The following is a 20,732-nucleotide window of genomic DNA, read 5'->3' on the forward strand; positions in this document are numbered from 1 at the left end:
GCATGAGCGAGCGGAGCGAGCGAATCGGCAAGCTCAGTGCGGAATTTGCTCTTGGCAGCTCGGAGCGGAGCGAGGAGCTGGCATGAGCGCACTGTCGCGGGGTAGGCGACTGGGCGTCGATGTCGGTAAGGTGCGCGTCGGGGTCGCCGTAAGCGACCCTGACGGGATCCTGGCCACCCCCCTGGTCACGGTGCCCCGTGACATGGGTGCGGCTCCCGATGCCGTGCCCGGCGACATAGCCGAACTCGTTCGTCTCGTGGGGGAACACGAGGCGGCCGGGATCGTGGTAGGGCTCCCGATCCGCCTCAACGGCGCCGAGGGCCCTGCCGCCATCGACATTCGTGCGTACGCTGGGCGACTGGCGGAGGCGGTCGGTCAGGTGCCGGTCGTGCTGGCGGACGAAAGGATGTCGACCGTGGTCGCGACCCGACGACTCGCCGAGCGTGGCGTGCGCGGAAAGCGGCAGCGGGCGGTCGTCGATCAGGCGGCCGCGGTGGAGATCCTGCAGAGCTGGCTGGACGCGCAGCGGAGGCAGAGATGATCGACGAGCTGGACCTGGCGTTCGACGAGCACGCCGAACGTGGACCATCGCGCCATCGGCGGGGCGGCCGCAGCGGCAAGAAGAGCTCGGGTAAGTCCGGCATCGCCTTCTTGATGGCTTTTATCCTGTTGGCCCTTTTGGGCGGCGGTGTCTTCCTCGGCTACAACAAGGTGAAGGGTTTCTTCACCGCGGCCGACTACGACGGACCCGGGACTGATCCGGTTCAGGTGACTGTCGCGAAGGACTCGACTCTCACCGATATCGGCAACACCCTCGTCGAGTCCGACGTGGTGAAGAGCACGAAGGCGTTCGTCAACGCGGCGGGTGAGAACCCGCGCGGCAAGAACATCCAGTCCGGGACGTACAACCTGCGCAAGCAGATGTCCGCGGCCAACGCCGTCACCCTGTTGCTCGACCCCAAGGCGCGGATCACCTCCGGCATCACCATCCCGGAGGGCAAATCCGCCCAGCAGACGTACGAGCTGCTCGCCAAGGCCACGAACATCCCGGTCAAAGACTTCCAGACCGCCGGGAAGGACCCGATCAAGCTCGGCGTGCCGGATTACTGGTTCAACCGGCGTGACGGCAAGACCGCGATCAAGACGATTGAGGGCTTCCTGTTCCCGGACACGTACGAGTTCGACCCCAAGCTGACCGCCGACCAGATCCTCAAGGTGATGGTGCAGCGGTTCCTCACCGTGACCGGTGAGATGGGCTTCGCCGACGCCGTGCAGAACAACCTGTCGATCTCGCCCAACGAAGCCCTCGTCGCGGCGTCCATCGCGCAGGCCGAGGCGCTCAAGGACGAGGACATGGCCAAGGTTGTCAAGGTGCTTTACAACCGGGCCTACTCCAAGAAGTTCGACTGCAGTTGCCTCGGTCTGGACAGCACGGTCAACTACTGGCTGCGGCTGACCGGCAAGGGCGGCAAGGCGTCCGAGCACCTCACCGTGTCCGAGTTGCACGACCCGAAGAACCCGTACAACACGTACGACAAGCCGGGCATGCCGCCGGGCTCGATCGGCAACCCGGGCAAGATCGCGCTCGAGGGCGCCATGAAGCCGACGTCGAACTTCCCGTACTTCTACTTCGTCAGCATCGACACGGCAGGCACGATGGCGTACGGCAAGACGCTCGCCGACCACAACGCCAACATTCAAAAAGCCTGCAAGAACGGGATTCCGCTTTGCTGATGACGGCTGTGCTCGGCAAGCCGATCGCGCACTCGCTCTCCCCGGTGATCCACAACGCCGGCTTCGCGGCCGCCGGGCTCACCGGGTGGAGCTACGTGGCGATCGAGTGCGCCGAGGCCGAGCTGGCGGCGGTGATCGACGGCCTCGGCCCCGAGTGGGCCGGGCTGTCGCTGACCATGCCGCTCAAGGAGGAGGCGCTTCGCCTGGCGGCGAGCGCCACGGCGGTCGCGCGGGCGACGGGTGCGGCCAACACGCTGGTACGCCGCCCGGACGGCACCTGGCACGCCGACAACACCGATGTGTACGGCATGGTCCGGGTGCTCCGGGAAGCGGGCCTGCAGCCGGCGCCGTCGGTGACCGTGCTCGGCGGCGGGGGGACGGCGCGGGCCGTCCTCGGAGCGGCCGCCGAGCTGGGCGCGACGTCGGTGACGGTAGTGACCCGCCGGCCGGAAGTCCGTGACGAGCTGCGCCCGGCCGCCGAGGCGCTCGGCATCGAGCTGGCCGGCGCGGCTTGGGCCGACGCGGCGAAGCTGTTCCACGCCGACGCGGTGATCTCCACGGTCCCGAAGGGCGCCGCCGATCACCTCGCGTCCGAGGTGGCCTGGCAGCCCGGCACGGTCCTGTTCGACGCGATCTACGACCCGTGGCCGACCCCGCTCGCGGCGGCCGCGGAAAAGTCCGGCATTCCGGTGGTTTCGGGCCTGGATCTGCTGCTCGGCCAGGCACTCAGCCAGTTCGAGCAGTTCACCGGCGTGACGCCGGCCCCCGAGGCCGCGATGCACAAGGCTCTGTTCGAGGCCGCCACCCGCCGCTGAATCAGGCGGGCATTTCCGCCGCCGGGCCGGAGCCGCGTGTCAGCGCCGCGACCGTGACCAGCGCGGCCGGCGCCCCGGCGATGCCCCTGCACGGCCAGCGACGCCCTAAGCAGCGGGTGGGTGCCGAACCGGTTAAGCAATCGGGCGTTGAGCTGGCTCGTCGCGGTGAGCCCGATCGCGTTCAGGCCGAACAACAGCCCGAACGTCGTCGGCGACAACCCATAGCCGTCCTGCAGCACGAATGACGAGTTCGACAGGTAGGCGAACAGCGCGCCGAAGGCGAATCTCTGCGCCGGAGGTCGGTTCTTTCATTCCGCTGAGCGGGACGACGGCGGGGCCGCGTCGGAGCGGGTCGGCGGCGTGCCAGACTCTTACCCGTGTTGCGCTGGCTTACCGCAGGTGAATCCCATGGCCCGGCTCTCATCGCACTCCTCGAGGGCGTTCCCGCCGGGGTGGAGGTGACGAGCGCGGAGATCGGCCGCGATCTCGCGCGCCGCCGGCTCGGCTACGGCCGTGGCGCCCGGATGAAGTTCGAGCAGGACGAGCTCGAGCTGATCGGCGGCATCCGGCACGGCGTGACGCAGGGCAGCCCGGTCGCGATCCGGATCGGCAACAGCGAGTGGCCCAAGTGGCAGACCGTGATGGCCGCCGACCCGGTCGACCCGGCGGAGCTGGCCGCGCAGGCCCGCAACGAGCCGCTGACCCGCCCGCGCCCCGGCCACGCCGACCTGGCCGGCATGCAGAAGTACGGCCACACCGACGCCCGCCCGATCCTGGAGCGTGCCAGCGCCCGCGAGACCGCCGCCCGGGTAGCGGTCGGCGTGGTGGCGAAGGCGCTGGTCAAGCAGGCACTCGGCATCGATATCGTCTCGCACGTGATCGAGCTCGGCTCGGTGGTCGCCAAGTCCGGCCTGATCCCGACGCCCGACGACTTCGACCGCATCGACGCCGACCCGCTGCGCTGCCTCGACCCCGAGGCGAGCGCCCGGATGGTCGCCGAGGTCGACGCGGCCAAGAAGGACGCGGACACGCTGGGCGGCATCGTCGAGGTGCTGGCCTACGGCGTACCACCAGGTCTCGGGTCTCATGTGCAGTGGGACCGCAAGTTGGACGCCAAGCTGGCCGCCGCCTTGATGTCCATCCAGTCGGTGAAGGGCGTGGAGATCGGCGACGGCTTCACCCAGGCCCGCTCGCGCGGCTCGGTGGCGCACGACGAGATCATCCCGACCGCCGGCGGCGTCAAGCGGGTCACCGACCGGGCCGGCGGCCTCGAGGGCGGCATCACCAACGGCGAGCCGCTGCGGGTCCGCGCCGCGCTCAAGCCGATCTCGTCGCTCAACCGCGCCCTGCAGACCATCGACATCACCACCGGCGAGGCAGCCACCGCGATCAACCAGCGGTCGGATGTCTGCGCGGTGCCGGCCGGCGCGGTCGTCGCCGAGGCGATGGTGGCGCTGGTGCTGGCCGAGGCCGCGGTGGAGAAATTCGGCGGCGACTCGGTCGCCGAGATCCGCCGAAACCTCGCCACCTACCTGGACAACCTGGTGATCCGCTGATGGCGCCGGTCGCGGTCGTCGTCGGCGCACCCGGCGCCGGTAAGACCACCATCGGCGGCCTGGTGGCCGAGCTGCTCGGCGCCCCGTTCGTCGACATCGACGCGGTCATCGAGGCCGAGGCCGGCAAACCGATCCCGGAGATCTTCTTCGACGACGGCGAGGACGCGTTCCGCCTGCTCGAGCGAACCGCCATCGCCTCCACCCTGTCGGATTTCTCCGGCGTCCTGGCCCTCGGCGGCGGCGCCATTCTGAACGAGGGCACCCGCGACCTACTCAAACAGCACACGGTCGTCTACCTGTCGGTCGAACTGAGCGACGCGGTGAAACGGGTCGGCCTCGGCGCCGGCCGCCCACTGCTCGCGATGAACCCGCGCGCCACCCTGAAATACCTGCTGGACCAGCGCCGCCCGCTCTACGCCTCGGTCGCGACCCACACGGTCGCCACCGACAACCGTGAGCCCGCGGACATCGCCGCCGAAGTCGCCGCCCTGCTCAAGCTGGTGTGACCGACAAGACGCCACGGTCGGAGCGGCGCCGCGATAAGACTGTTCTCATGTCACGAGCGGTTCGTTTCGACCAGTACGGCGACGTGGACGTCCTGCGCATCGAGGACGTCGGACCGCCCCAGCCCGCCGCCGACCAGGTCCTGGTCGAGGTGGTCGCGGCCGGCATCAACCCCGGCGAGATCTCCATCCGGTCCGGCCTCCTGCACGACCGCTGGCCGGCCACGTTCCCGTCCGGCGAGGGCAGCGACTTCGCCGGCCGAGTCGTGTCGGTCGGCAGTTCAGTCACCGATTTCGCGATAGGTGACGAAGTCCTCGGCTGGTCCGACTGGCGGTCCTCACACGCCGACCACGTGGTGGTCCCGGCCGACCACCTGACACCCAAGCCCCTGGCCCTGGACTGGATCCGCGCCGGCGGCCTGTTCGTGGCCGGCGTGACGGCGTACGCGGCGGTCCGCGCCGTGCAGCCCACCGTGGGGGAGACGGTCGTGGTGAGCGGCGCAGCCGGCGGCGTCGGTTCGCTGGCCGCGCAGCTGGCCCGCAACGCCGGCGCGCACGTGATCGGCATCGCCGGCTCGTCCAACGAGGGCTGGTTGCGCTCCATCGGCGTGACCCCGATCGCCTACGGCGACGACCTGGCGGCCCGGTTGCCCTCCGGCGTGGACGCTTTCATCGACACCTACGGCGGCGGGTACGTGGATCTGGCCGTCAAGCTGGGCGTGGACCCGTCCCGCATCAACACGATCATCGACTACGGCGCGGCGGCGAAGGCCGGCGCAAAGACCGAGGGAAGCACCGCAGGAAGCGACCCCGAAATTCTGGCGTTCATGGCAAACGAGATCGCCTGGGGCCGAATCGTCCTGCCGATCGCCGCCGTCTACCCGCTGGAGTCAATCAAGGACGCCTACACGGAACTGGCGGCCCGCCACACCCGAGGCAAGATCGTCCTTTCGCTGGAACTGCCTGCAAGCGCCGGCCGCCAGCCCGCGTCGGCTTGATCAAAAGTCCACTCGCCGGACCCGCACTGTGTCTGGCAACGCCTTCCGTCCGATGGCTCGCTGCGAACCGTAGAGCTGGACTGTCAGCCGTCCTCCGGACCAAGTGGCCAACTGGGACAGATCGACAGGCTCGCGGATCCAGCTGAGCTGGAGTTCCGTCAACCCCTCGAATGCGACGATCGGCGCGAGATCGACGGAGTTGGCGTGACTGAGTCGCATCGTCCGCAGCGCCGGGGACACGATGACCTCGCCGAGCCGCTCGCAGATGTTGTCGAACAGCGAAAGCCTGTGGAGATCCGCCAGGCGCACCAACACCGCCAAGTCGTCGGCTCGGCAGCCGTTTTGAAGGCGGAGAGTCCCGAGTCGAGGAATGTCATCGGCAACCCCGCCAAGCGAAACCTGCATGGCACCCAACCCAAGCAGGTCGAAATGGGGGAGGGCTAATGGCGCGAATGATTCGATTCGTCCGCCGTGGAAAGCGGCTGACGTGAGACTGGACAGCGCCGACAGCGGGGACAGATCGCCGATCTCGCGCGCCACTCGAAGGTAAACGTCGGTGAGATTCGTCAACTGCCCAATTTCGGCAATCTCCTCGGCGTTGAGCCCACGGCTCGGAAACAGGGCGATGCTGACGAGGTGCGGAAGACGGCGTAGGGCACGGATCCCGGCGGCGGTTGTTTCTCGGTTCGGATCCTCAATATGCAGGTACTTGATATTGGGAAAGCGCTGAAGCCCATCTGGCGAGCCTGGAAGCCCGCCCGTGCTGATGATTGAGGTGACCTTCGTGCTGCCCGGCAGGTCGGCGAGTTCCGCCTTAATGCCGAACTCGAGTTCGAGCTCACGCAGATTTCGCAGCAGCTTGGTCGGCGCGAGCAGTCTGGGTTCGCGAAGGCTCACCCGGCCGTCGTCCAGCGGCGCTTCAGCCAGGACAGCCCCGGCGTATTCCTCCGGCGGAAAGTACTCCCATGCGGCGATGAGCTCGCGTTGCACCTTCGGCCGCGCATCCTGAGCGAACCGGGCGAGGAAGCCGACTGCCCCCGCACCGTTTACCAGGGCAGCGGTTCGAATTACGGCGCACGCTTGAGCCTCGGTGAGTGCCGCCGGGTCGACAGGCAGTCGCCGAAGTAGTGGCGCGCCCACGGCACTCAGCGACCGTGATTCACCCCGGCTGCGCGGAGGCAGCAAACCGTCGAGCCGCCGATTGATAGCGGTGAGCAGCTCCGGTGGTTCCAACGACGGCAGCGTTTCCAAGCAGGCCGCGGCCAGCAGGACCAGGGTGCGGCGGTGTGGTGGCTCTCGGTCGGCTCGGTGCAGGATGCGCTCGATCAGCTCGGTGCGCATCGGGCCGTTGCCGTGGCCGGCGGCCATGATGATGATTTCGCGCCAGGTGTCCAGGTGGGCCTGGGTGGCCAGCATGCCGCCCATGTTCTGTTCGGCCGCCTCCCGGGCCGCCAGATACTCCTGGAAGGTTCGGTGCACGAAGTCGATGCGGCCCGCTGCTGGTTCGCGCAGGATGCCGCTTCGTTCGATCAGGTGGGTCAGGACGTCTGCGGCCGGGGCCTCGACCCGGGGCATGCCGGCCAGCCGGCGGGTCAGGAAGTCTTCCGCGTCGGTTCTGGTGAGTTCGGATTTTCCGTTCAGGGACAGCCGCCACGCGAGGTCCTGCAACAGCTGCAAGCGCTCGCGTGCCGTCATCGCGGGCATCGTCGACGGCACGCCGCGTTCGGTGTCGCGGCGTTGCAGCAGCATGTCGACCGCGGCCTGGTAGATGCCCATCCGGTCGGGCGGCAGGTGTGTCTCCCGGTCGAGATTCAACGCGCACAGCATCGCCGCGAGCAACGGATTTCCGGCGAGCCGGTAGAGGTGCCGGTTGGCGGCCAGCTGGGTGAGCAGCGCCTGTTCGTACCGGGCCAGCTCGTGGCTGGGGCACGGCAGGGACGGCGAGGTGCGGGCCGCCCGATGCCACTGGTCGATCAGCGCGCGTACGTCCGCCGAGGACAGTCGCTCCAGGGTCAGGGACTCGAAGCCCTCGGCGTCCAGCCAGCGGACCGGGGCGGCCGGTGGGCGGGAGGTGACCACGACCAGCGACGACGGGTAGGTGTCCAGTAATTCCTTCAGCCAGGCGCGGACCCGGGGGCGGCGTTCGACCGGCAGCTCGTCGACGCCGTCGACCAGGAGCAGGGCGCGGCCCTCGTCGAGCTGGCGGTGCACCCAGCCGGCGGGCATCGTGCCGGTGATCGGGTCGGCGACGCCGGTCAGGAACTGTTCCGGCCGGGGAAGGGCAGCAGACCAGCTGCGGAGCTTGATCAGGAAGGGGACGCGGCCGTTCCACTCGGCCAGGGAGCCGGTGAACGCCTGGCGGGCGGCGGTCACCGCGAGCCAGCGCAGCAGCGTGGACTTGCCGGCGCCGGCGTCGCCGCGGATGAGGGTGCGGGTGCGTTTGGCCAGGGCCTGCTCTACGCGTTCGGCGCCGGCGCCGTCGGGGCGGGCGTGCCGGATCAGGCTGGGATCCCAGATCGGCGACAGCGTGCGGGTGGTGCCCTCGCCGGTGACGCTGAGGCTGATGTAGGCGACGCTCAACTCCGTCCGGGGGCGGAACTGGGTCTCCACGCCGACCAGTTCGAGGACGTTGAGCTTGTTGGTCAGGACCTCGGCGTACCTCGGCAGGAATTCGATTGTCGAAAGGCCGGCGATCGCCAGCTGGTGCAGGACCGTCGACATCATCTCGGTCAGGTCGGTCAGGCGGCTGAGCATCTCGACCGAGGCGCGGTTCGCGAACGGGGCGGCACGCTGCACGAACTGCGTGAAGCAGTGGCTGCAGTCGTCGAGCGCCAGGTCGTACAGCCGCCGGCCCAGATCGGACAGTGCGGCCGGGGGTGCGTTGGTGCGGAGGTGCGCCGCCAGGCGGGCCGGTTCGATGTCGGCCGCGAACAGGGCCTCGTCGGACAGGTCCGCCCGGCGGAACGTGTCGGCGACCGCGTCGAGGGCGGCGATCGCCTCGTTCGGTGGCAGCGCCGCGAAGCGGGTGGTGAGCAGCGGCGCGAGGCGCTCGGCGACCTCGTCCACCACCGACTCGATCTGTCGCTCGCCGCGCCGGCGGCTGAACTCGTCGGCCGCCTTCTGGTGCAGCAGCTCGCTGAGCGGGAGGGTGCGTTCCCGGGTCTGCTTGCGGCCGCTCAGCCATCGAGTGAAGAACGGTGTGACGACTGCGCGGCCGACGTTGAGCAGGGCCGTCTCGATTCCGGTCAGGGTGACCACCCCCGTGCTCACCGTAACTAGTTGGCGCGAGCCTCCAATCGTTCGATGCGCTCGATCAGGGGGGCCAGGACGGTCATCAGCGAGGCCGGGGGCGTGCCCTGAGTGGAGTTGAGGTGGGCGTAACCGGCCAGGGCGGCGGTGACCGTGCGGCGGGTCGAGCGGGCGTCGGCACCGCGGGCACGCAGGAGTTCGCCGGCCGAGCCGTCGGGTTCGCCGGCCAGGGCGACGAGCAGGTGCTCGCAGCCGACGTAGTTGTGGCCGAAGCCGACCGCCTCGCCCACCGCCAGCTCCAGGGCCACCGCGGCCGGCGTGCTGAACCGCAGGCCCTCGGCGGCGGCGCCGGGCTCCGGTGTGGACGGGGCGGTCAGCGAGGCCGGGGCGACGTCCATCGCGGCGAGGATCTGCAGGGCCAGGTTGCCGCCCTCGGTCAGCACGCCGGCGAGCAGGTCGCCGGTGGTCACCACAGTGGCGCCGGCCGACTTGGCCCGCTCGACGGCCAGGCCCAGCGCCATCACTGAGCGGCCGGTGAAGGAGGGCAGCCGGTCCGAGAACGACGCCGGGTCGAGGTCGGTCAGGCTGACCTCGCGGATCGCCTGCACACGGCGGATGGCCTGCTCCAGGGCCCGCTGGCAGATCGCCGAGACCGGGACGCCGGAGTCGCGGACCGCATCGGCGAGGTCGTCGGGCAGGTACACGTTGATTTTCGGCATGACCCAGTTGTAACCCCTCTAGGGGCATAAAGATATAACCCCAATTTGCGGTACGGCGGGTGGCGCGAAAACTGTCGGACGTCCGGACTAGGGTTGCCGCCGTGGTGACGCGCATTCAGGTGGGTGGTGACCGGGCGTACGACGTGCTGGTCGGCAATGATCTCGGCGGCGAGCTGCCGGGGCTGATCGACGGTGCGGCGCGGGTCGCGGTGCTCTATGCGGCGCCGTTGCGGGCGCGCGCTGAGCGGATCGCGACGGCGCTGCCCGGCGTGACCCCGATCGAGGTGCCGGACGCGGAGCGCGGCAAGAGCGTCGCCGTCGCCGCCCGATGCTGGGACGAGCTCGGCAAGGCCGGCTTCACCCGCACCGACGTGGTCGTCGGGGTCGGCGGGGGAGCGGTCACCGACCTGGCCGGGTTCGTGGCCGCGAGTTGGCTGCGCGGGGTGCGCTGGGTGCCGGTCTCCACCTCGCTGCTCGGCATGGTCGACGCGTCCGTCGGCGGCAAGACCGGGGTCAACATCGACGCCGGCAAAAACCTGGTCGGCGCGTTCCATCCGCCCGCCGGGGTGCTCTGCGATCTCGACGCGCTGACGACTCTGCCGGCCGACGATCTGACCGCCGGGCTCGCCGAGGTGATCAAGTGCGGGTTCATCGCCGATCCGCGGATCCTCGAGCTGGTCGAGGCCGATCCGGCGGCGGCGACCGACCCGGCCGGGCCGGTGCTGCGTGAGCTGATCCAGCGGGCGATCCAGGTCAAGGCGGACGTGGTGAGCGTCGACCTCAAGGAGTCGGGGCTGCGCGAGATCCTCAACTACGGACACACCCTCGGGCACGCGATCGAGAAACGCGAGAAATACACCTGGAAGCACGGCCACGCGGTGTCGGTCGGGATGATCTTCGCGGCGGCGCTCGGTGAGCTGTCCGGGCGGCTGGACTCCGCCACCCGAAAACGGCATCGAGTCGCTCTTGAGCTTGTCGGGCTGCCCACGGCGTACGAAAAAAGCGCCTGGAGCGATCTCCTGAGCGCGATGCGCGTCGACAAGAAGACGCGGGCAGCGACCTTGCGGTTCGTGGTTCTGGACGGCCTGGCGAAGCCGGGCATTCTCACCGGTCCGAGCGAAGACACGCTGCGCGAGGCGTACGCGGAGGTGGCGCGATGATTTACGTGCTCAACGGGCCCAACCTGGGGCGGCTCGGCACCCGGGAGCCGGAGATCTACGGGTCGACGAGCTACGCCGACGTGGTGGCGCTGTGCGAGAAGACCGCCGCGAAGCTCGGGGTCGAGGTCGAGGTGAAGCAGACCGACGCCGAGTTCGAGATGATCGGCTGGCTGCATCGCGCCGCCGACGAGGGCGCGCACGTGGCGCTCAACCCGGCCGCCTGGACGCATTACAACATCGCGATCCGGGACGCATGCGCCATGCTTCGCGGAAAGCTCATCGAGGTACACATCTCCAACGTCCACCAGCGCGAGGAATTTCGGCACAAGTCAGTCATCTCGGCCGTTGCCGACGGCGTAATCATGGGTCTGGGCATCGATGGTTACCGGTTGGCGCTGGAGCACCTGGCCCAGGTGGGCGACCGGGCTTAGTCGCCGGTAAACTCGGACGGTCACCGATCGTTTTCCTCAACCAAGGCAGACAGGGTTTTAGAAGAACATGGCTTCCACGAACGACCTTAAGAACGGCCTGGTGCTCAACCTCGACGGCGATCTGTGGTCCGTCGTGGAATTTCAGCACGTCAAGCCGGGTAAGGGTGGAGCGTTCGTGCGCACCACGCTGAAGAACGTGCTTTCCGGGAAGGTCGTCGACAAGACCTTCAACGCCGGCACCAAGGTCGAGACCGCGACGGTCGACAAGCGCACGATGCAGTACCTCTACCTCGACGGCGAAGACTTCGTCTTCATGGATCTGGACACCTTCGACCAGATCACCGTGCCCACCGGCACCGTCGGGGAGAACGCGAACTACCTGCTCCCCGAGGCCGAGGCCACGGTCGCCACGCACGAGGGCGTGCCGCTCTACATCGAGCTGCCGACCAGCGTCTTCCTCGAGGTCACCTACACCGAGCCCGGCCTGCAGGGCGACCGCTCCACCGGCGGCACCAAGCCGGCCACGGTCGAGACCGGCGCGACCGTCAACGTCCCGCTGTTCATCACCACCGGCGAGAAGATCAAGGTCGACACCCGCGACGGCCGTTACCTCGGTCGTTCCTGATATGGCGGAGGCCCCCAAGACCCAGATGCCCGCTCGTCGCAAGGCGCGCAAACGGGCACTGGACGTGCTCTACGAGGCCGACCTGCGGGACCTGCCGCCGAGCGAGGTGCTGCGCACCTACCTCGAGCGGATCGAGAAGCCCCGCCCGGACCACATGGACTACGCGGTCACCCTGGTCGAGGGCGTGGCGAAGAACCTGGACCGTATCGACGAGCTGCTGGCCAGCTACGCCGAGGGCTGGACGCTGGAGCGCATGCCGGTCGTCGACCGCAACCTGGCCCGCATCGCGGTCTTCGAGCTGCTCTACGTCCCGGAGATCGACGACCCGGTCGCGATCACCGAGGCGGTGGAGCTGGCCAAGCAGATGTCGACGGATGACAGCCCGCGGTTCCTCAACGGCATCCTCGGCCGGATCGCCGAGTTCGCCTCCCGCTAGATCCGCGTCTCTCGAAGCCGCCCGGCTGGTTCGGGCGGCTTCTTCGCGTCTCGCCGAGTTCGGTCACAGACGGTCGGCAGTACGCCAAGATCGGGCAGGTTCGGGCGGCGATGGTGTGGCGTCGCGGTCAGTGACCGGACGGTTGTCGACGGGGTGGCGACACGGCGTGAATTGAGTTTTCACGTTCGCTCGATGTGCGAAAACGGGCGTTGCTGTTTGAGGCTCCGGCCCGCCCGGCACGATAAGTGACATCGATGAGACCGCTTTTGAGGCACCTGTGACGGGCTGTGCCGGGCCGGCGGAGTTGATCGTGGGTGATCCGCTCCGTCGTGGGCCGGCCGGCGTCAGGCGAGCCGTTGCGGGCCGCGGTGATCCGGGAACGCGAAAGGCCCGCGAGGGGTCGCGGGCCTTCGGTCGTGCTGGGGGATGAAGTTGTGGTTGGGGGGAATCAGCTGGCGAAGAACGCGCGCGGGTCGGCCACCAGGACACCCTGCTCCGTCAGGCGCTCGATCAAGCCCGAGGGGGAGATGTCGTAAACGATGGCGAGCGCGCGCAGGTCGTCGGCCCGGATGGAGAGGACGCGGCCGTTGTAGTCGCCGCGCTGCTGCTGGATGGCCCGGGCGTAGCGTGCGACGTAGGCGAGGTCTTCGCCGGTGGTGTCGTACAGCTTCTCCAGGTCGAGCACGATCTTGTTGGTGGCCTCGAGACGGACACCGCTGCCGTCGGGCAGCAGTTCCGAGACGGGAACGCGGTAGAAGTCGGCGAGCTCGGCGAGACGCGACACGGTGACCGCGCGGTCTCCCCGCTCGTACGAGCCGACGACGACGGCCTTCCAGCGGCCGTTCGACTTCTCTTCCACACCCTGCAAGGACAGGCCCTGCTGCTGCCGGATGGAGCGCAGGCGGGCGCCCAACGACTTGGCGTACTCAGACGGCATTCGGAACACTCCCAGTACTGTGCTGGCCCGGAGGGTTCTTCCTCCGCGATCGCTACGCAGCGTGACGGTACGCAGTGTGAGACCGCCGGTCAAGTGTTGGTTACCGATGAGTCGCACGGCCCTCGGGAGATCTGCCGGATTCGTCCGACTGGCCCCAGGGGTCGGGCACGTCACCATGGTCAACGCCGCGTCCACTGGTAACGTAGCGTCAGCCATCGGGACATCCCCGTTCGGGGGTTCCGTCGACGTCCTTTAACGACCCGTCCCGTGAGGCGGGGAAGGGGGTCCGCCGTGGCTTCGCCGCGTGCCGACACGACCAGCAAGATCATTTTGGGTGAGTCCGACCTGCATCGGGTCGTCGATCGCATCGCCCACCAGATCCTCGAGAAGACCTCCGGCGCCACCGGCACCGTGCTGCTCGGGATCCCGACCCGCGGAGTGCCGCTCGCCCAGCGCTTGGCGGCCCGCATCCACGCCTTCGAGGACGTCGACGTTCCGGTCGGCTCGCTCGACATCACGCTCTACCGCGACGACCTACGGCTGCACGCGACCCGGGCACTCGGTAAGACCGACCTGCCCGGCGGCGGCATCGACGGGCGGCGGGTCATCCTCGTCGACGACGTGCTCTTCTCCGGCCGTACGGTGCGGGCCGCTCTTGATGCTTTGAATGATGTCGGCCGGCCCTCGTCGGTGCAGCTCGCGGTGCTGGTCGACCGCGGGCACCGGGAGCTGCCGATCCGGGCCGATTACGTCGGCAAGAACATCCCCACCGCGCTCGACGAGAGCGTTCGGGTCTCGCTGACCGAGATCGACGGGCTGGACGAGGTCAAGCTGACCGGGGGCGAGAAATGATCAAGCATCTTCGGTCGGCCGCCGATCTGGACGCGGCCACCGCCACTCTGATCCTGGACACCGCCGGCGAGATGGCCGCGCTGGCCGGCCGGGAGGTCAAGAAGCTGCCCACGCTGCGCGGGCGGACCGTCGTCAACCTCTTCTACGAGGACTCGACGCGGACCCGGATCTCCTTCGAGGCCGCGGCCAAGCGGCTCTCCGCCGACGTGATCAACTTTTCCGCCAAGGGCTCCAGCGTCTCTAAGGGGGAGAGCCTGAAGGACACCGCGCTCACCCTGCAGGCGATGGGCGCGGACGCGGTGGTCATCCGGCACCCCGCCGCGGGCGCGCCGCACCGGCTCGCGTCGTGGGTGGACGGTTCCGTGATCAACGCCGGGGACGGCACTCACGAGCACCCGACTCAGGCTCTTCTCGATGCGTACACCATGCGCTCTCGTCTTGGTGGTTTGTCCGGTTTGCGAGTGGCGATCGTCGGCGATGTCCTGCACAGCCGGGTGGCCCGCTCGAACGTGCTGCTGCTGACCACGCTGGGCGCCTCGATCACCCTGGTCGGGCCGCCGACGCTGATTCCGAACGACGTTGCCGCCGCGCTCTCGCCGGAGACGAAAGTGTCGTACGACCTCGATAGCGTTCTGCCCGACATGGACGTCGTGATGATGCTTCGAGTGCAGACCGAGCGCATGCAGGACTCGTACTTTCCTTCCGCGAGGGAATACAGCCGGCGCTACGGTCTTGACGGCGCGCGCATGCGCAAGCTGCCGGAGCACGCGATCGTCATGCACCCCGGGCCGATGAACCGAGGGATGGAGATCGCGCCCGAGGTGGCCGACTCCTCCCGCTCCACGATCGTCGAACAGGTCGCCAACGGGGTTTCCGCCCGGATGGCGGTTCTCTATCTGCTGCTTGGGGGCAAAGCGTGAGTTCCTGGCTTTTGAGGGGCGTCTCCGTTCTAGGCGCCGCGCCGGCCGATCTGCTGTTGAGCGACGGTGTCGTTTCCGACATTTCCGATAACTCCGCGACGGTGATCGACGCGTCCGGTCTGGTCGCTCTGCCCGGCCTCGTCGATCTGCACACCCATCTGCGTGAGCCGGGCCGGGAAGACGCCGAGACGGTCGAGACCGGCTCCCGGGCCGCCGCGCTCGGTGGTTACACGGCGGTCTGCGCGATGGCCAACACCTCGCCGGTCGCCGACACCGCCGGCGTGGTCGAGCAGGTCTGGCGGCTGGGCCGGGAGGCCGGGCTGGTCGACGTGCAGCCGATCGGCGCCGTCACGGTCGGGCTGGCCGGCAAGCAGCTCGCCGAGCTCGGCGCCATGGCCACCTCGGCCGCCAACGTGCGCATCTTCTCCGACGACGGCTTCTGCGTCGCCGACCCGCGCCTGATGCGCCGCGCCCTGGAATACGTGAAGGCGTTCGACGGCATCATCGCCCAGCACGCCGAGGAGCCACGTCTCACCGAGGGCGCCCAGATGCACGAGGGCGAGGTCAGCACGCGTCTCGGCCTCACCGGCTGGCCCGCGGTCGCCGAGGAGGCGATCATCGCCCGCGACGTGCTGCTCGCCGAGCACGTCGGCAGCCGCCTGCACGTCTGCCACGTCTCCACCGCCGGATCGGTCGAGGTGCTGCGCCAGGCCAAGGCCCGCGGCGTCCGGGTCACCGCCGAGGTCACCCCGCACCACCTGCTGCTCACCGACGAACTGGCGGCTTCGTACGACCCGGTCTACAAGGTCAACCCCCCATTGCGTACGGCGGGGGATGTCGCCGCTCTTCGCGACGCGCTGGTCGAGGGCGTCATCGACGTTGTCGCCACCGACCACGCGCCGCACGCGGTGGAGGACAAGGAGTGCGAGTGGGCGTACGCCCGGCCCGGCATGCTCGGCCTGGAGACCGCCTTCTCGATCGTGCTGAGCGTCCTCGGTGAGCGGTGGGAGCTGATCGCCGACCGGATGTCGCGCACCCCCGCCCGCATCGCGGGCCTCGACGGGCACGGCACCGACCTCGCGGTCGGCTCGCCGGCCAACCTCACGCTGGTGGACCCGTCCGCCCGCCGGGTCATCGACCCGAGCGAGCTGGCGAGCCGCAGCCGCAACACGCCGTACTCGGGCACCACCCTGCCGGGTCGCATCGTCGCGACCTTCCTCCGGGGAGAGCCGACGGTCCTCGACGGGAAGGCTGTTAAGTAATGAGTAAAGCGATCCTCGTGCTCGAGGACGGACGCACGTTCCATGGATCTTCTTACGGAGCCGTGGGCGAGACATTCGGCGAAGCCGTGTTCACGACCGGCATGACCGGTTACCAGGAGACGCTGACCGACCCGTCCTATCACCGGCAGGTCGTGGTGCAGACCGCCCCGATGATCGGCAATACCGGGGTGAACGAGGAAGACGACGAGTCGGCCCGCATCTGGGTGGCCGGCTATGTCGTGCGAGACCCCGCGCGGCGACCGTCCAACTGGCGTTCTACCGGTTCGTTGGAAGATCGCCTTGCCGCCGAGGGTGTCGTCGGGATCAGCGGGATCGACACCCGGGCGCTGACCCGGCACCTGCGTTCGCGAGGGGCCATGCGGGTGGGCGTGTCCAGCGTGGATCTGGACCCGCAGTCGCTGCTGTCGCGGGTGGTGGGTGCGCCGCAGATGATCGGCGCCGACTTGTCCGCCGAAGTTACGACATCTTCGACTTATGCGGTTTCTGCCGTCGGCGAGCACCGGTACACGGTTGCCGCGCTCGACCTCGGCATCAAGCGCAACGTTGCCCGGCGGCTCGCCGCGCGCGGTGTCACCACGCACATCTTCCCGGCCTCGTCCTCGATCGAGGAGCTCCTCGCGGTCAGCCCCGACGCGGTCTTCTTCTCGCCCGGCCCCGGCGACCCGGCCACGGCCGACGCGCCGGTCGCGCTGGCCCGCGAGGTCATGCGGATCCGCAAGCCGCTGTTCGGCATCTGCTTCGGCAGCCAGATCCTCGGGCGGGCGCTCGGCTTCGGCACCTACAAACTGGGCTACGGCCACCGCGGCATCAACCAACCGGTGCTCGACAAGACCACCGGCAAGGTCGAGGTCACCTCGCACAACCACGGCTTCGCGGTCGACGCGCCGCTCAACACCGTGATCGACACCGACTTCGGCGGCGTCGAGGTGTCACACGTCTGCCTCAACGACAACGTGGTCGAGGGCCTGCGGGGGATCGACGTCCCCGCCTTCACCGTCCAGTACCACCCCGAGGCCGCCGCCGGCCCGCACGACGCCGACTACCTGTTCGACCGGTTCGTCGAGCTCGTGGAAAAGAAGGGCTGACACACCATGCCTAAGCGCTCCGATTTGAAGCATGTGATGGTGATCGGCTCCGGGCCGATCGTCATCGGCCAGGCCTGCGAGTTCGACTACTCCGGCACCCAGGCCTGCCGGGTGCTGCGCGCCGAAGGGCTGCGCGTCTCGCTGGTCAACTCCAACCCCGCCACGATCATGACCGACCCGGAGTTCGCCGACGCCACCTACGTCGAGCCGATCACCCCGGAGTTCGTCGAGCTGGTCATCGCCAAGGAACGGCCGGACGCGATCCTGGCGACGCTGGGCGGGCAGACCGCGCTGAACACGGCGGTCGCCCTGCACGAGAACGGCGTGCTGGAGAAATACGGCGTCGAGCTGATCGGCGCCAACATCGACGCCATCCGCAAGGGCGAGGACCGGCAGCTCTTCAAGGAGATCGTGGCGCGCGCCGGCGGCGATACCCCGCGATCGCGGGTCTGCCACTCCTTGGACGAAGTTCGTGACACCGTCTCGTCGCTGGGGCTGCCCGTTGTCATCCGTCCCTCGTTCACCATGGGCGGCCTTGGCTCCGGCATGGCCCACAATTCCGAAGATCTGGAACGAATCGCCGGTGCCGGCCTCGCCGCCTCGCCGGTGCACGAGGTGCTCATCGAGGAGAGCGTGCTCGGCTGGAAGGAGTACGAGCTCGAGCTGATGCGCGACAAGCACGACAACGTCGTGGTCGTCTGCTCGATCGAGAACATCGACCCGATGGGCGTGCACACCGGCGACTCGGTGACCGTGGCCCCGGCCATGACGCTGACCGACCGGGAATACCAGGACCTGCGCGACCTCGGCATCGCGGTGCTGCGCGAGGTCGGCGTCGACACCGGCGGCTGCAACATCCAGTTCGCGATCAACCCGGAGGACGGGCGTCTCGTCGTCATCGAGATGAACCCTCGGGTGTCCCGCTCGTCGGCCCTCGCCTCGAAGGCCACCGGCTTCCCGATCGCGAAGATCGCGGCGAAGCTGGCCATCGGCTACACCCTGGACGAGATCCCGAACGACATCACTCTCAAGACGCCGGCCGCGTTCGAGCCGGCCCTCGACTACGTGGTCGTGAAGATCCCGCGATTCGCGTTCGAGAAGTTCCCCGGCGCCGACCCCGAGCTGACCACCACGATGAAGTCGGTCGGCGAGGCGATGAGTCTCGGGCGGAACTTCGCCGAGGCGCTGAACAAGGCGATGCGGTCCATGGAGACATCGGCGGCCGGTTTCTGGACCGTTCCCGACAGCTCTTCTTTGGACGACACTTTGTCCGCTTTGCGTATCCCGCATGACGGCCGTCTTTACACCGTCGAGCGTGCCCTCCGGCTCGGTGCTTCGATTGAACAGGTCCATGAGGCCAGCGGCGGTATCGACCCGTGGTTCCTCGAAGAAATCCAGGCGCTGGTGGAGCTTCGTTCGGACATTTCGGACGCTGCGGTGCTCGACGAGGAGCTGATGCGCCGGGCCAAGCGGTCCGGGCTGTCCGACCGGCAGCTCGCCGCGTTGCGGCCCGAGTTCGCCGGCGAGGACGGCGTTCGCTCGCTGCGGCACCGGCTCGGGATCCGCCCGGTCTACAAGACCGTCGACACCTGCGCGGCCGAGTTCGAGGCCGACACGCCATATCACTACTCGTCGTACGACGAGGAGACCGAGGTCGCGCCGTCCGACCGGCCCAAGGTGATCATCCTGGGCTCGGGGCCGAACCGGATCGGGCAGGGCATCGAGTTCGACTACTCCTGCGTCCACGCGGTCATGGCGCTGCGCGGCGTCGACTACGAGACCGTCATGGTCAACTGCAACCCGGAGACCGTGTCGACCGACTACGACACCGCCGACCGGCTCTACTTCGAGCCGCTCACCTTCGAGGACGTCCTCGAGGTGTTCCACTCCGAGGACACCAGCGGCAAGGCCGCCGGCGGCCCCGGTGTGGTCGGCGTGATCGTGCAGCTCGGCGGCCAGACCCCGCTCGGCCTCGCGCACCGGCTCAAGGCCGCCGGCGTGCCGATCGTCGGCACCTCGCCGGAGTCGATCGACCTGGCCGAGGACCGCGGGCTATTCGGCGCCGTGCTGCACAAGGCCGGCCTGCGCTCGCCCGACCACGGCACCGCCACCAGCTTCGAAGAGGCCAAGGCGATCACCGAGACGATCGGCTACCCGGTGCTGGTCCGCCCGTCCTACGTTCTCGGCGGCCGCGGCATGGAGATCGTCTACGACGAGCCGACCCTCGAGGGCTACATCGAGCGGGCCACCCAGATCTCGCCCGACCACCCGGTGCTGGTCGACCGCTTCCTCGACGACGCGATCGAGATCGATGTGGACGCGCTCTGCGACGACACTGGCGAGGTCTACCTGGGCGGCGTGATGGAGCACATCGAGGAGGCCGGCATCCACTCCGGCGACTCGTCCTGCTCGCTGCCGCCGGTCACCCTGGCCGGCTCGCACCTGGCCGAGGTGCGCCGCTACACCGAGGCGATCGCCCGCGGCGTCGGGGTGCGCGGCCTGCTCAACGTGCAGTACGCGTTGAAGGACGACTCGCTCTACGTGCTGGAGGCCAACCCGCGCGCCTCCCGGACCGTCCCGTTCGTCTCCAAGGCGACCGCGGTCCCGCTCGCCAAGGCTGCGGCCCGCATCATGCTCGGCGCGACGATCGCCGAACTGCGGGAAGAGGGCCTGCTCCTTCCCGAGGGCGACGGTGGCACCACGCCGGAAAATGCGCCGATCGCCATCAAGGAGGCGGTGCTGCCGTTCAAGCGGTTCCGCACCCCGGCCGGCAAGGGCGTGGACAGCCTGCTCGGCCCGGAGATGAAGTCGACCGGCGAGGTGATGGGTATCGACGCCGGCTTCGGCCAGGCGTTCGCCAAGTCGCAGGCGGCGGCGTACGGCTCGCTGCCGACCACGGGCAAGATCTTCGTCTCGGTGGCCAACCGCGACAAGCGCACCATGATCTTCCCGATCAAGCGCCTCGCCGACCTGGGCTTCACGATCGTGACGACGGCCGGCACCGGCGAGGTCCTGCGCCGCCACGGCATCGCCTGTGAGGTCGTCCCGAAGCACTTCGAGAGCCCCGGCCAGAACGCCGTGGCCCTGATCCTGGCGGGCGAGATCGCAATGATCATCAACACCCCGCAGGGCTCGGGCGCGAGCGCGCGCTCCGACGGTTACGAGATCCGCAGCGCGGCCGTGACCGCCGACATCCCGAGCATCACGACGACGCAGGGCGCGGCGGCCGCGGTGATGGGCATCGAGGCCCTGATGCGCGGCGACATGTCGGTCCGCCCGTTGCAGGAGCTGCACGCCGCCCTCCGGGGCGACAAGTGACTCCAATTTCCGCCGCGGTGGCGGGGCGTCGTTCTGCGGCGGTGGCGGGGCGTCGTTCTGCGGCGGTGGCGGGGCGTCGTTCTGCGGCGGTGGCGGGGCGTCGTTCTGCCG

Annotated in this window: 18 protein-coding genes; 15 read left to right on the forward strand and 3 right to left on the reverse strand. The window is 68.9% G+C overall.

Translation table 11 applies throughout. The annotated features are described in order from the left end of the window. The first annotated feature begins 82 nt into the window (after window positions 1-82). From ruvX to AB0E90_RS24290, 6 genes are all read left to right on the forward strand, one after another. On the forward strand, window positions 83-541 hold the full coding sequence (gene ruvX / locus AB0E90_RS24265) for a Holliday junction resolvase RuvX (RefSeq protein WP_360409734.1): 459 nt from the start codon (window positions 83-85) through the stop codon (window positions 539-541). Continuing rightward, a complete protein-coding gene (gene mltG / locus AB0E90_RS24270) occupies window positions 538-1,734 on the forward strand; it encodes an endolytic transglycosylase MltG (RefSeq protein WP_360409737.1) in 1,197 nt (398 codons plus the stop codon). Before ruvX ends, mltG begins: the two co-directional genes overlap by 4 nt. Continuing rightward, window positions 1,734-2,549 carry a shikimate dehydrogenase gene (locus AB0E90_RS24275; RefSeq protein ID WP_360409740.1) on the forward strand — a complete coding sequence of 272 codons (816 nt, stop codon included), beginning with the start codon at window positions 1,734-1,736 and terminating at the stop codon, window positions 2,547-2,549. Before mltG ends, AB0E90_RS24275 begins: the two co-directional genes overlap by 1 nt. A gap of 377 nt (window positions 2,550-2,926) precedes the next feature. Beyond that, a complete protein-coding gene (gene aroC, locus AB0E90_RS24280; RefSeq protein ID WP_360409743.1) occupies window positions 2,927-4,105 on the forward strand; it encodes a chorismate synthase in 1,179 nt (392 codons plus the stop codon). Then, window positions 4,105-4,611 (forward strand): shikimate kinase, encoded by a 507-nt coding sequence (locus AB0E90_RS24285; RefSeq protein ID WP_360409746.1) that lies wholly within the window; start codon window positions 4,105-4,107, stop codon window positions 4,609-4,611. Before aroC ends, AB0E90_RS24285 begins: the two co-directional genes overlap by 1 nt. A 47-nt stretch (window positions 4,612-4,658) precedes the next feature. Further along, a complete protein-coding gene (locus tag AB0E90_RS24290) occupies window positions 4,659-5,606 on the forward strand; it encodes an NADP-dependent oxidoreductase (RefSeq protein ID WP_360409749.1) in 948 nt (315 codons plus the stop codon). On the opposite strand, the gene AB0E90_RS24295 is transcribed toward AB0E90_RS24290, so the two are convergent. Continuing rightward, entirely contained in the window at window positions 5,607-8,876 is a 3,270-nt protein-coding gene (locus AB0E90_RS24295; protein ID WP_360409752.1) for an NACHT domain-containing protein, read from the reverse strand. 5 nt (window positions 8,877-8,881) lie between these two features. Continuing rightward, window positions 8,882-9,574, reverse strand: a complete 693-nt coding sequence (locus tag AB0E90_RS24300; protein WP_360409755.1) for a Clp protease N-terminal domain-containing protein — start codon at window positions 9,572-9,574, stop codon at window positions 8,882-8,884. Between the two features lie 101 nt (window positions 9,575-9,675). On the opposite strand from AB0E90_RS24300, the gene aroB reads away from it, so the two are divergent. From aroB to nusB, 4 genes are all read left to right on the forward strand, one after another. Beyond that, the gene (gene aroB, locus AB0E90_RS24305) at window positions 9,676-10,734 is read left to right on the forward strand and encodes a 3-dehydroquinate synthase (RefSeq protein WP_360409758.1); all 1,059 of its coding nucleotides are present in this window, start codon (window positions 9,676-9,678) and stop codon (window positions 10,732-10,734) included. After that, window positions 10,731-11,165, forward strand: coding sequence for a type II 3-dehydroquinate dehydratase (aroQ, locus tag AB0E90_RS24310; protein WP_360409761.1), 435 nt, complete (start codon window positions 10,731-10,733; stop codon window positions 11,163-11,165). Before aroB ends, aroQ begins: the two co-directional genes overlap by 4 nt. Before the next feature lie 67 nt (window positions 11,166-11,232). Further along, the gene (gene efp, locus AB0E90_RS24315) at window positions 11,233-11,790 is read left to right on the forward strand and encodes an elongation factor P (protein WP_360409764.1); all 558 of its coding nucleotides are present in this window, start codon (window positions 11,233-11,235) and stop codon (window positions 11,788-11,790) included. Window positions 11,791-11,815: 25 nt separating this feature from the next. Then, the gene (nusB, locus tag AB0E90_RS24320; RefSeq protein WP_360410163.1) at window positions 11,816-12,226 is read left to right on the forward strand and encodes a transcription antitermination factor NusB; all 411 of its coding nucleotides are present in this window, start codon (window positions 11,816-11,818) and stop codon (window positions 12,224-12,226) included. Between the two features lie 448 nt (window positions 12,227-12,674). Here the strand turns inward: nusB and AB0E90_RS24325 are convergent, their stop codons facing one another. After that, the gene (locus AB0E90_RS24325) at window positions 12,675-13,163 is read right to left on the reverse strand and encodes a transcriptional regulator (RefSeq protein WP_020517563.1); all 489 of its coding nucleotides are present in this window, start codon (window positions 13,161-13,163) and stop codon (window positions 12,675-12,677) included. Between the two features lie 291 nt (window positions 13,164-13,454). Here AB0E90_RS24325 and pyrR point away from each other — a divergent pair, with 291 nt between their 5' ends. Genes pyrR through carB form a run of 5 tightly spaced genes read left to right on the forward strand, consistent with a single transcriptional unit; the run spans window position 13,455 to window position 20,621 of the window. Beyond that, complete coding sequence (gene pyrR, locus AB0E90_RS24330; protein ID WP_360409766.1) at window positions 13,455-14,015, forward strand: bifunctional pyr operon transcriptional regulator/uracil phosphoribosyltransferase PyrR; 561 nt, start codon at window positions 13,455-13,457, stop codon at window positions 14,013-14,015. Further along, window positions 14,012-14,935: an aspartate carbamoyltransferase catalytic subunit gene (locus tag AB0E90_RS24335; RefSeq protein WP_360409769.1), complete on the forward strand. Its 924-nt coding sequence runs from the start codon at window positions 14,012-14,014 to the stop codon at window positions 14,933-14,935. Before pyrR ends, AB0E90_RS24335 begins: the two co-directional genes overlap by 4 nt. Further along, window positions 14,932-16,197, forward strand: a complete 1,266-nt coding sequence (locus AB0E90_RS24340; protein ID WP_360409772.1) for a dihydroorotase — start codon at window positions 14,932-14,934, stop codon at window positions 16,195-16,197. The genes AB0E90_RS24335 and AB0E90_RS24340 overlap by 4 nt, the downstream gene beginning before the upstream one ends. Further along, window positions 16,197-17,303: a glutamine-hydrolyzing carbamoyl-phosphate synthase small subunit gene (gene carA, locus AB0E90_RS24345; RefSeq protein WP_360409775.1), complete on the forward strand. Its 1,107-nt coding sequence runs from the start codon at window positions 16,197-16,199 to the stop codon at window positions 17,301-17,303. Before AB0E90_RS24340 ends, carA begins: the two co-directional genes overlap by 1 nt. A 6-nt stretch (window positions 17,304-17,309) precedes the next feature. Further along, complete coding sequence (gene carB, locus AB0E90_RS24350) at window positions 17,310-20,621, forward strand: carbamoyl-phosphate synthase large subunit (protein WP_360409778.1); 3,312 nt, start codon at window positions 17,310-17,312, stop codon at window positions 20,619-20,621. The last annotated feature ends 111 nt before the right edge of the window (window positions 20,622-20,732 follow it).

It is taken from the genome of Actinoplanes sp. NPDC026619, assembly GCF_040638295.1.
Taxonomy (GTDB): Bacteria; Actinomycetota; Actinomycetes; order Mycobacteriales; family Micromonosporaceae; genus Actinoplanes.

Excerpts from the sequence above, each read along its gene's own strand:
- AB0E90_RS24335 (WP_360409769.1), top strand. The coding sequence starts at position 14,012 with ATGATCAAGCATCTTCGGTCGGCCGCCGATCTGGACGCGGCCACCGCC.
- nusB (WP_360410163.1), top strand. The coding sequence starts at position 11,816 with ATGCCCGCTCGTCGCAAGGCGCGCAAACGGGCACTGGACGTGCTCTAC.
- carA (WP_360409775.1), top strand. The coding sequence starts at position 16,197 with ATGAGTAAAGCGATCCTCGTGCTCGAGGACGGACGCACGTTCCATGGA.
- AB0E90_RS24285 (WP_360409746.1), top strand. The coding sequence starts at position 4,105 with ATGGCGCCGGTCGCGGTCGTCGTCGGCGCACCCGGCGCCGGTAAGACC.
- AB0E90_RS24275 (WP_360409740.1), top strand. The coding sequence starts at position 1,734 with ATGACGGCTGTGCTCGGCAAGCCGATCGCGCACTCGCTCTCCCCGGTG.
- AB0E90_RS24325 (WP_020517563.1), bottom strand. The coding sequence starts at position 13,163 with ATGCCGTCTGAGTACGCCAAGTCGTTGGGCGCCCGCCTGCGCTCCATC.
- mltG (WP_360409737.1), top strand. The coding sequence starts at position 538 with ATGATCGACGAGCTGGACCTGGCGTTCGACGAGCACGCCGAACGTGGA.
- AB0E90_RS24300 (WP_360409755.1), bottom strand. The coding sequence starts at position 9,574 with ATGCCGAAAATCAACGTGTACCTGCCCGACGACCTCGCCGATGCGGTC.
- ruvX (WP_360409734.1), top strand. The coding sequence starts at position 83 with ATGAGCGCACTGTCGCGGGGTAGGCGACTGGGCGTCGATGTCGGTAAG.
- carB (WP_360409778.1), top strand. The coding sequence starts at position 17,310 with ATGCCTAAGCGCTCCGATTTGAAGCATGTGATGGTGATCGGCTCCGGG.
- aroQ (WP_360409761.1), top strand. The coding sequence starts at position 10,731 with ATGATTTACGTGCTCAACGGGCCCAACCTGGGGCGGCTCGGCACCCGG.
- efp (WP_360409764.1), top strand. The coding sequence starts at position 11,233 with ATGGCTTCCACGAACGACCTTAAGAACGGCCTGGTGCTCAACCTCGAC.
- AB0E90_RS24290 (WP_360409749.1), top strand. The coding sequence starts at position 4,659 with ATGTCACGAGCGGTTCGTTTCGACCAGTACGGCGACGTGGACGTCCTG.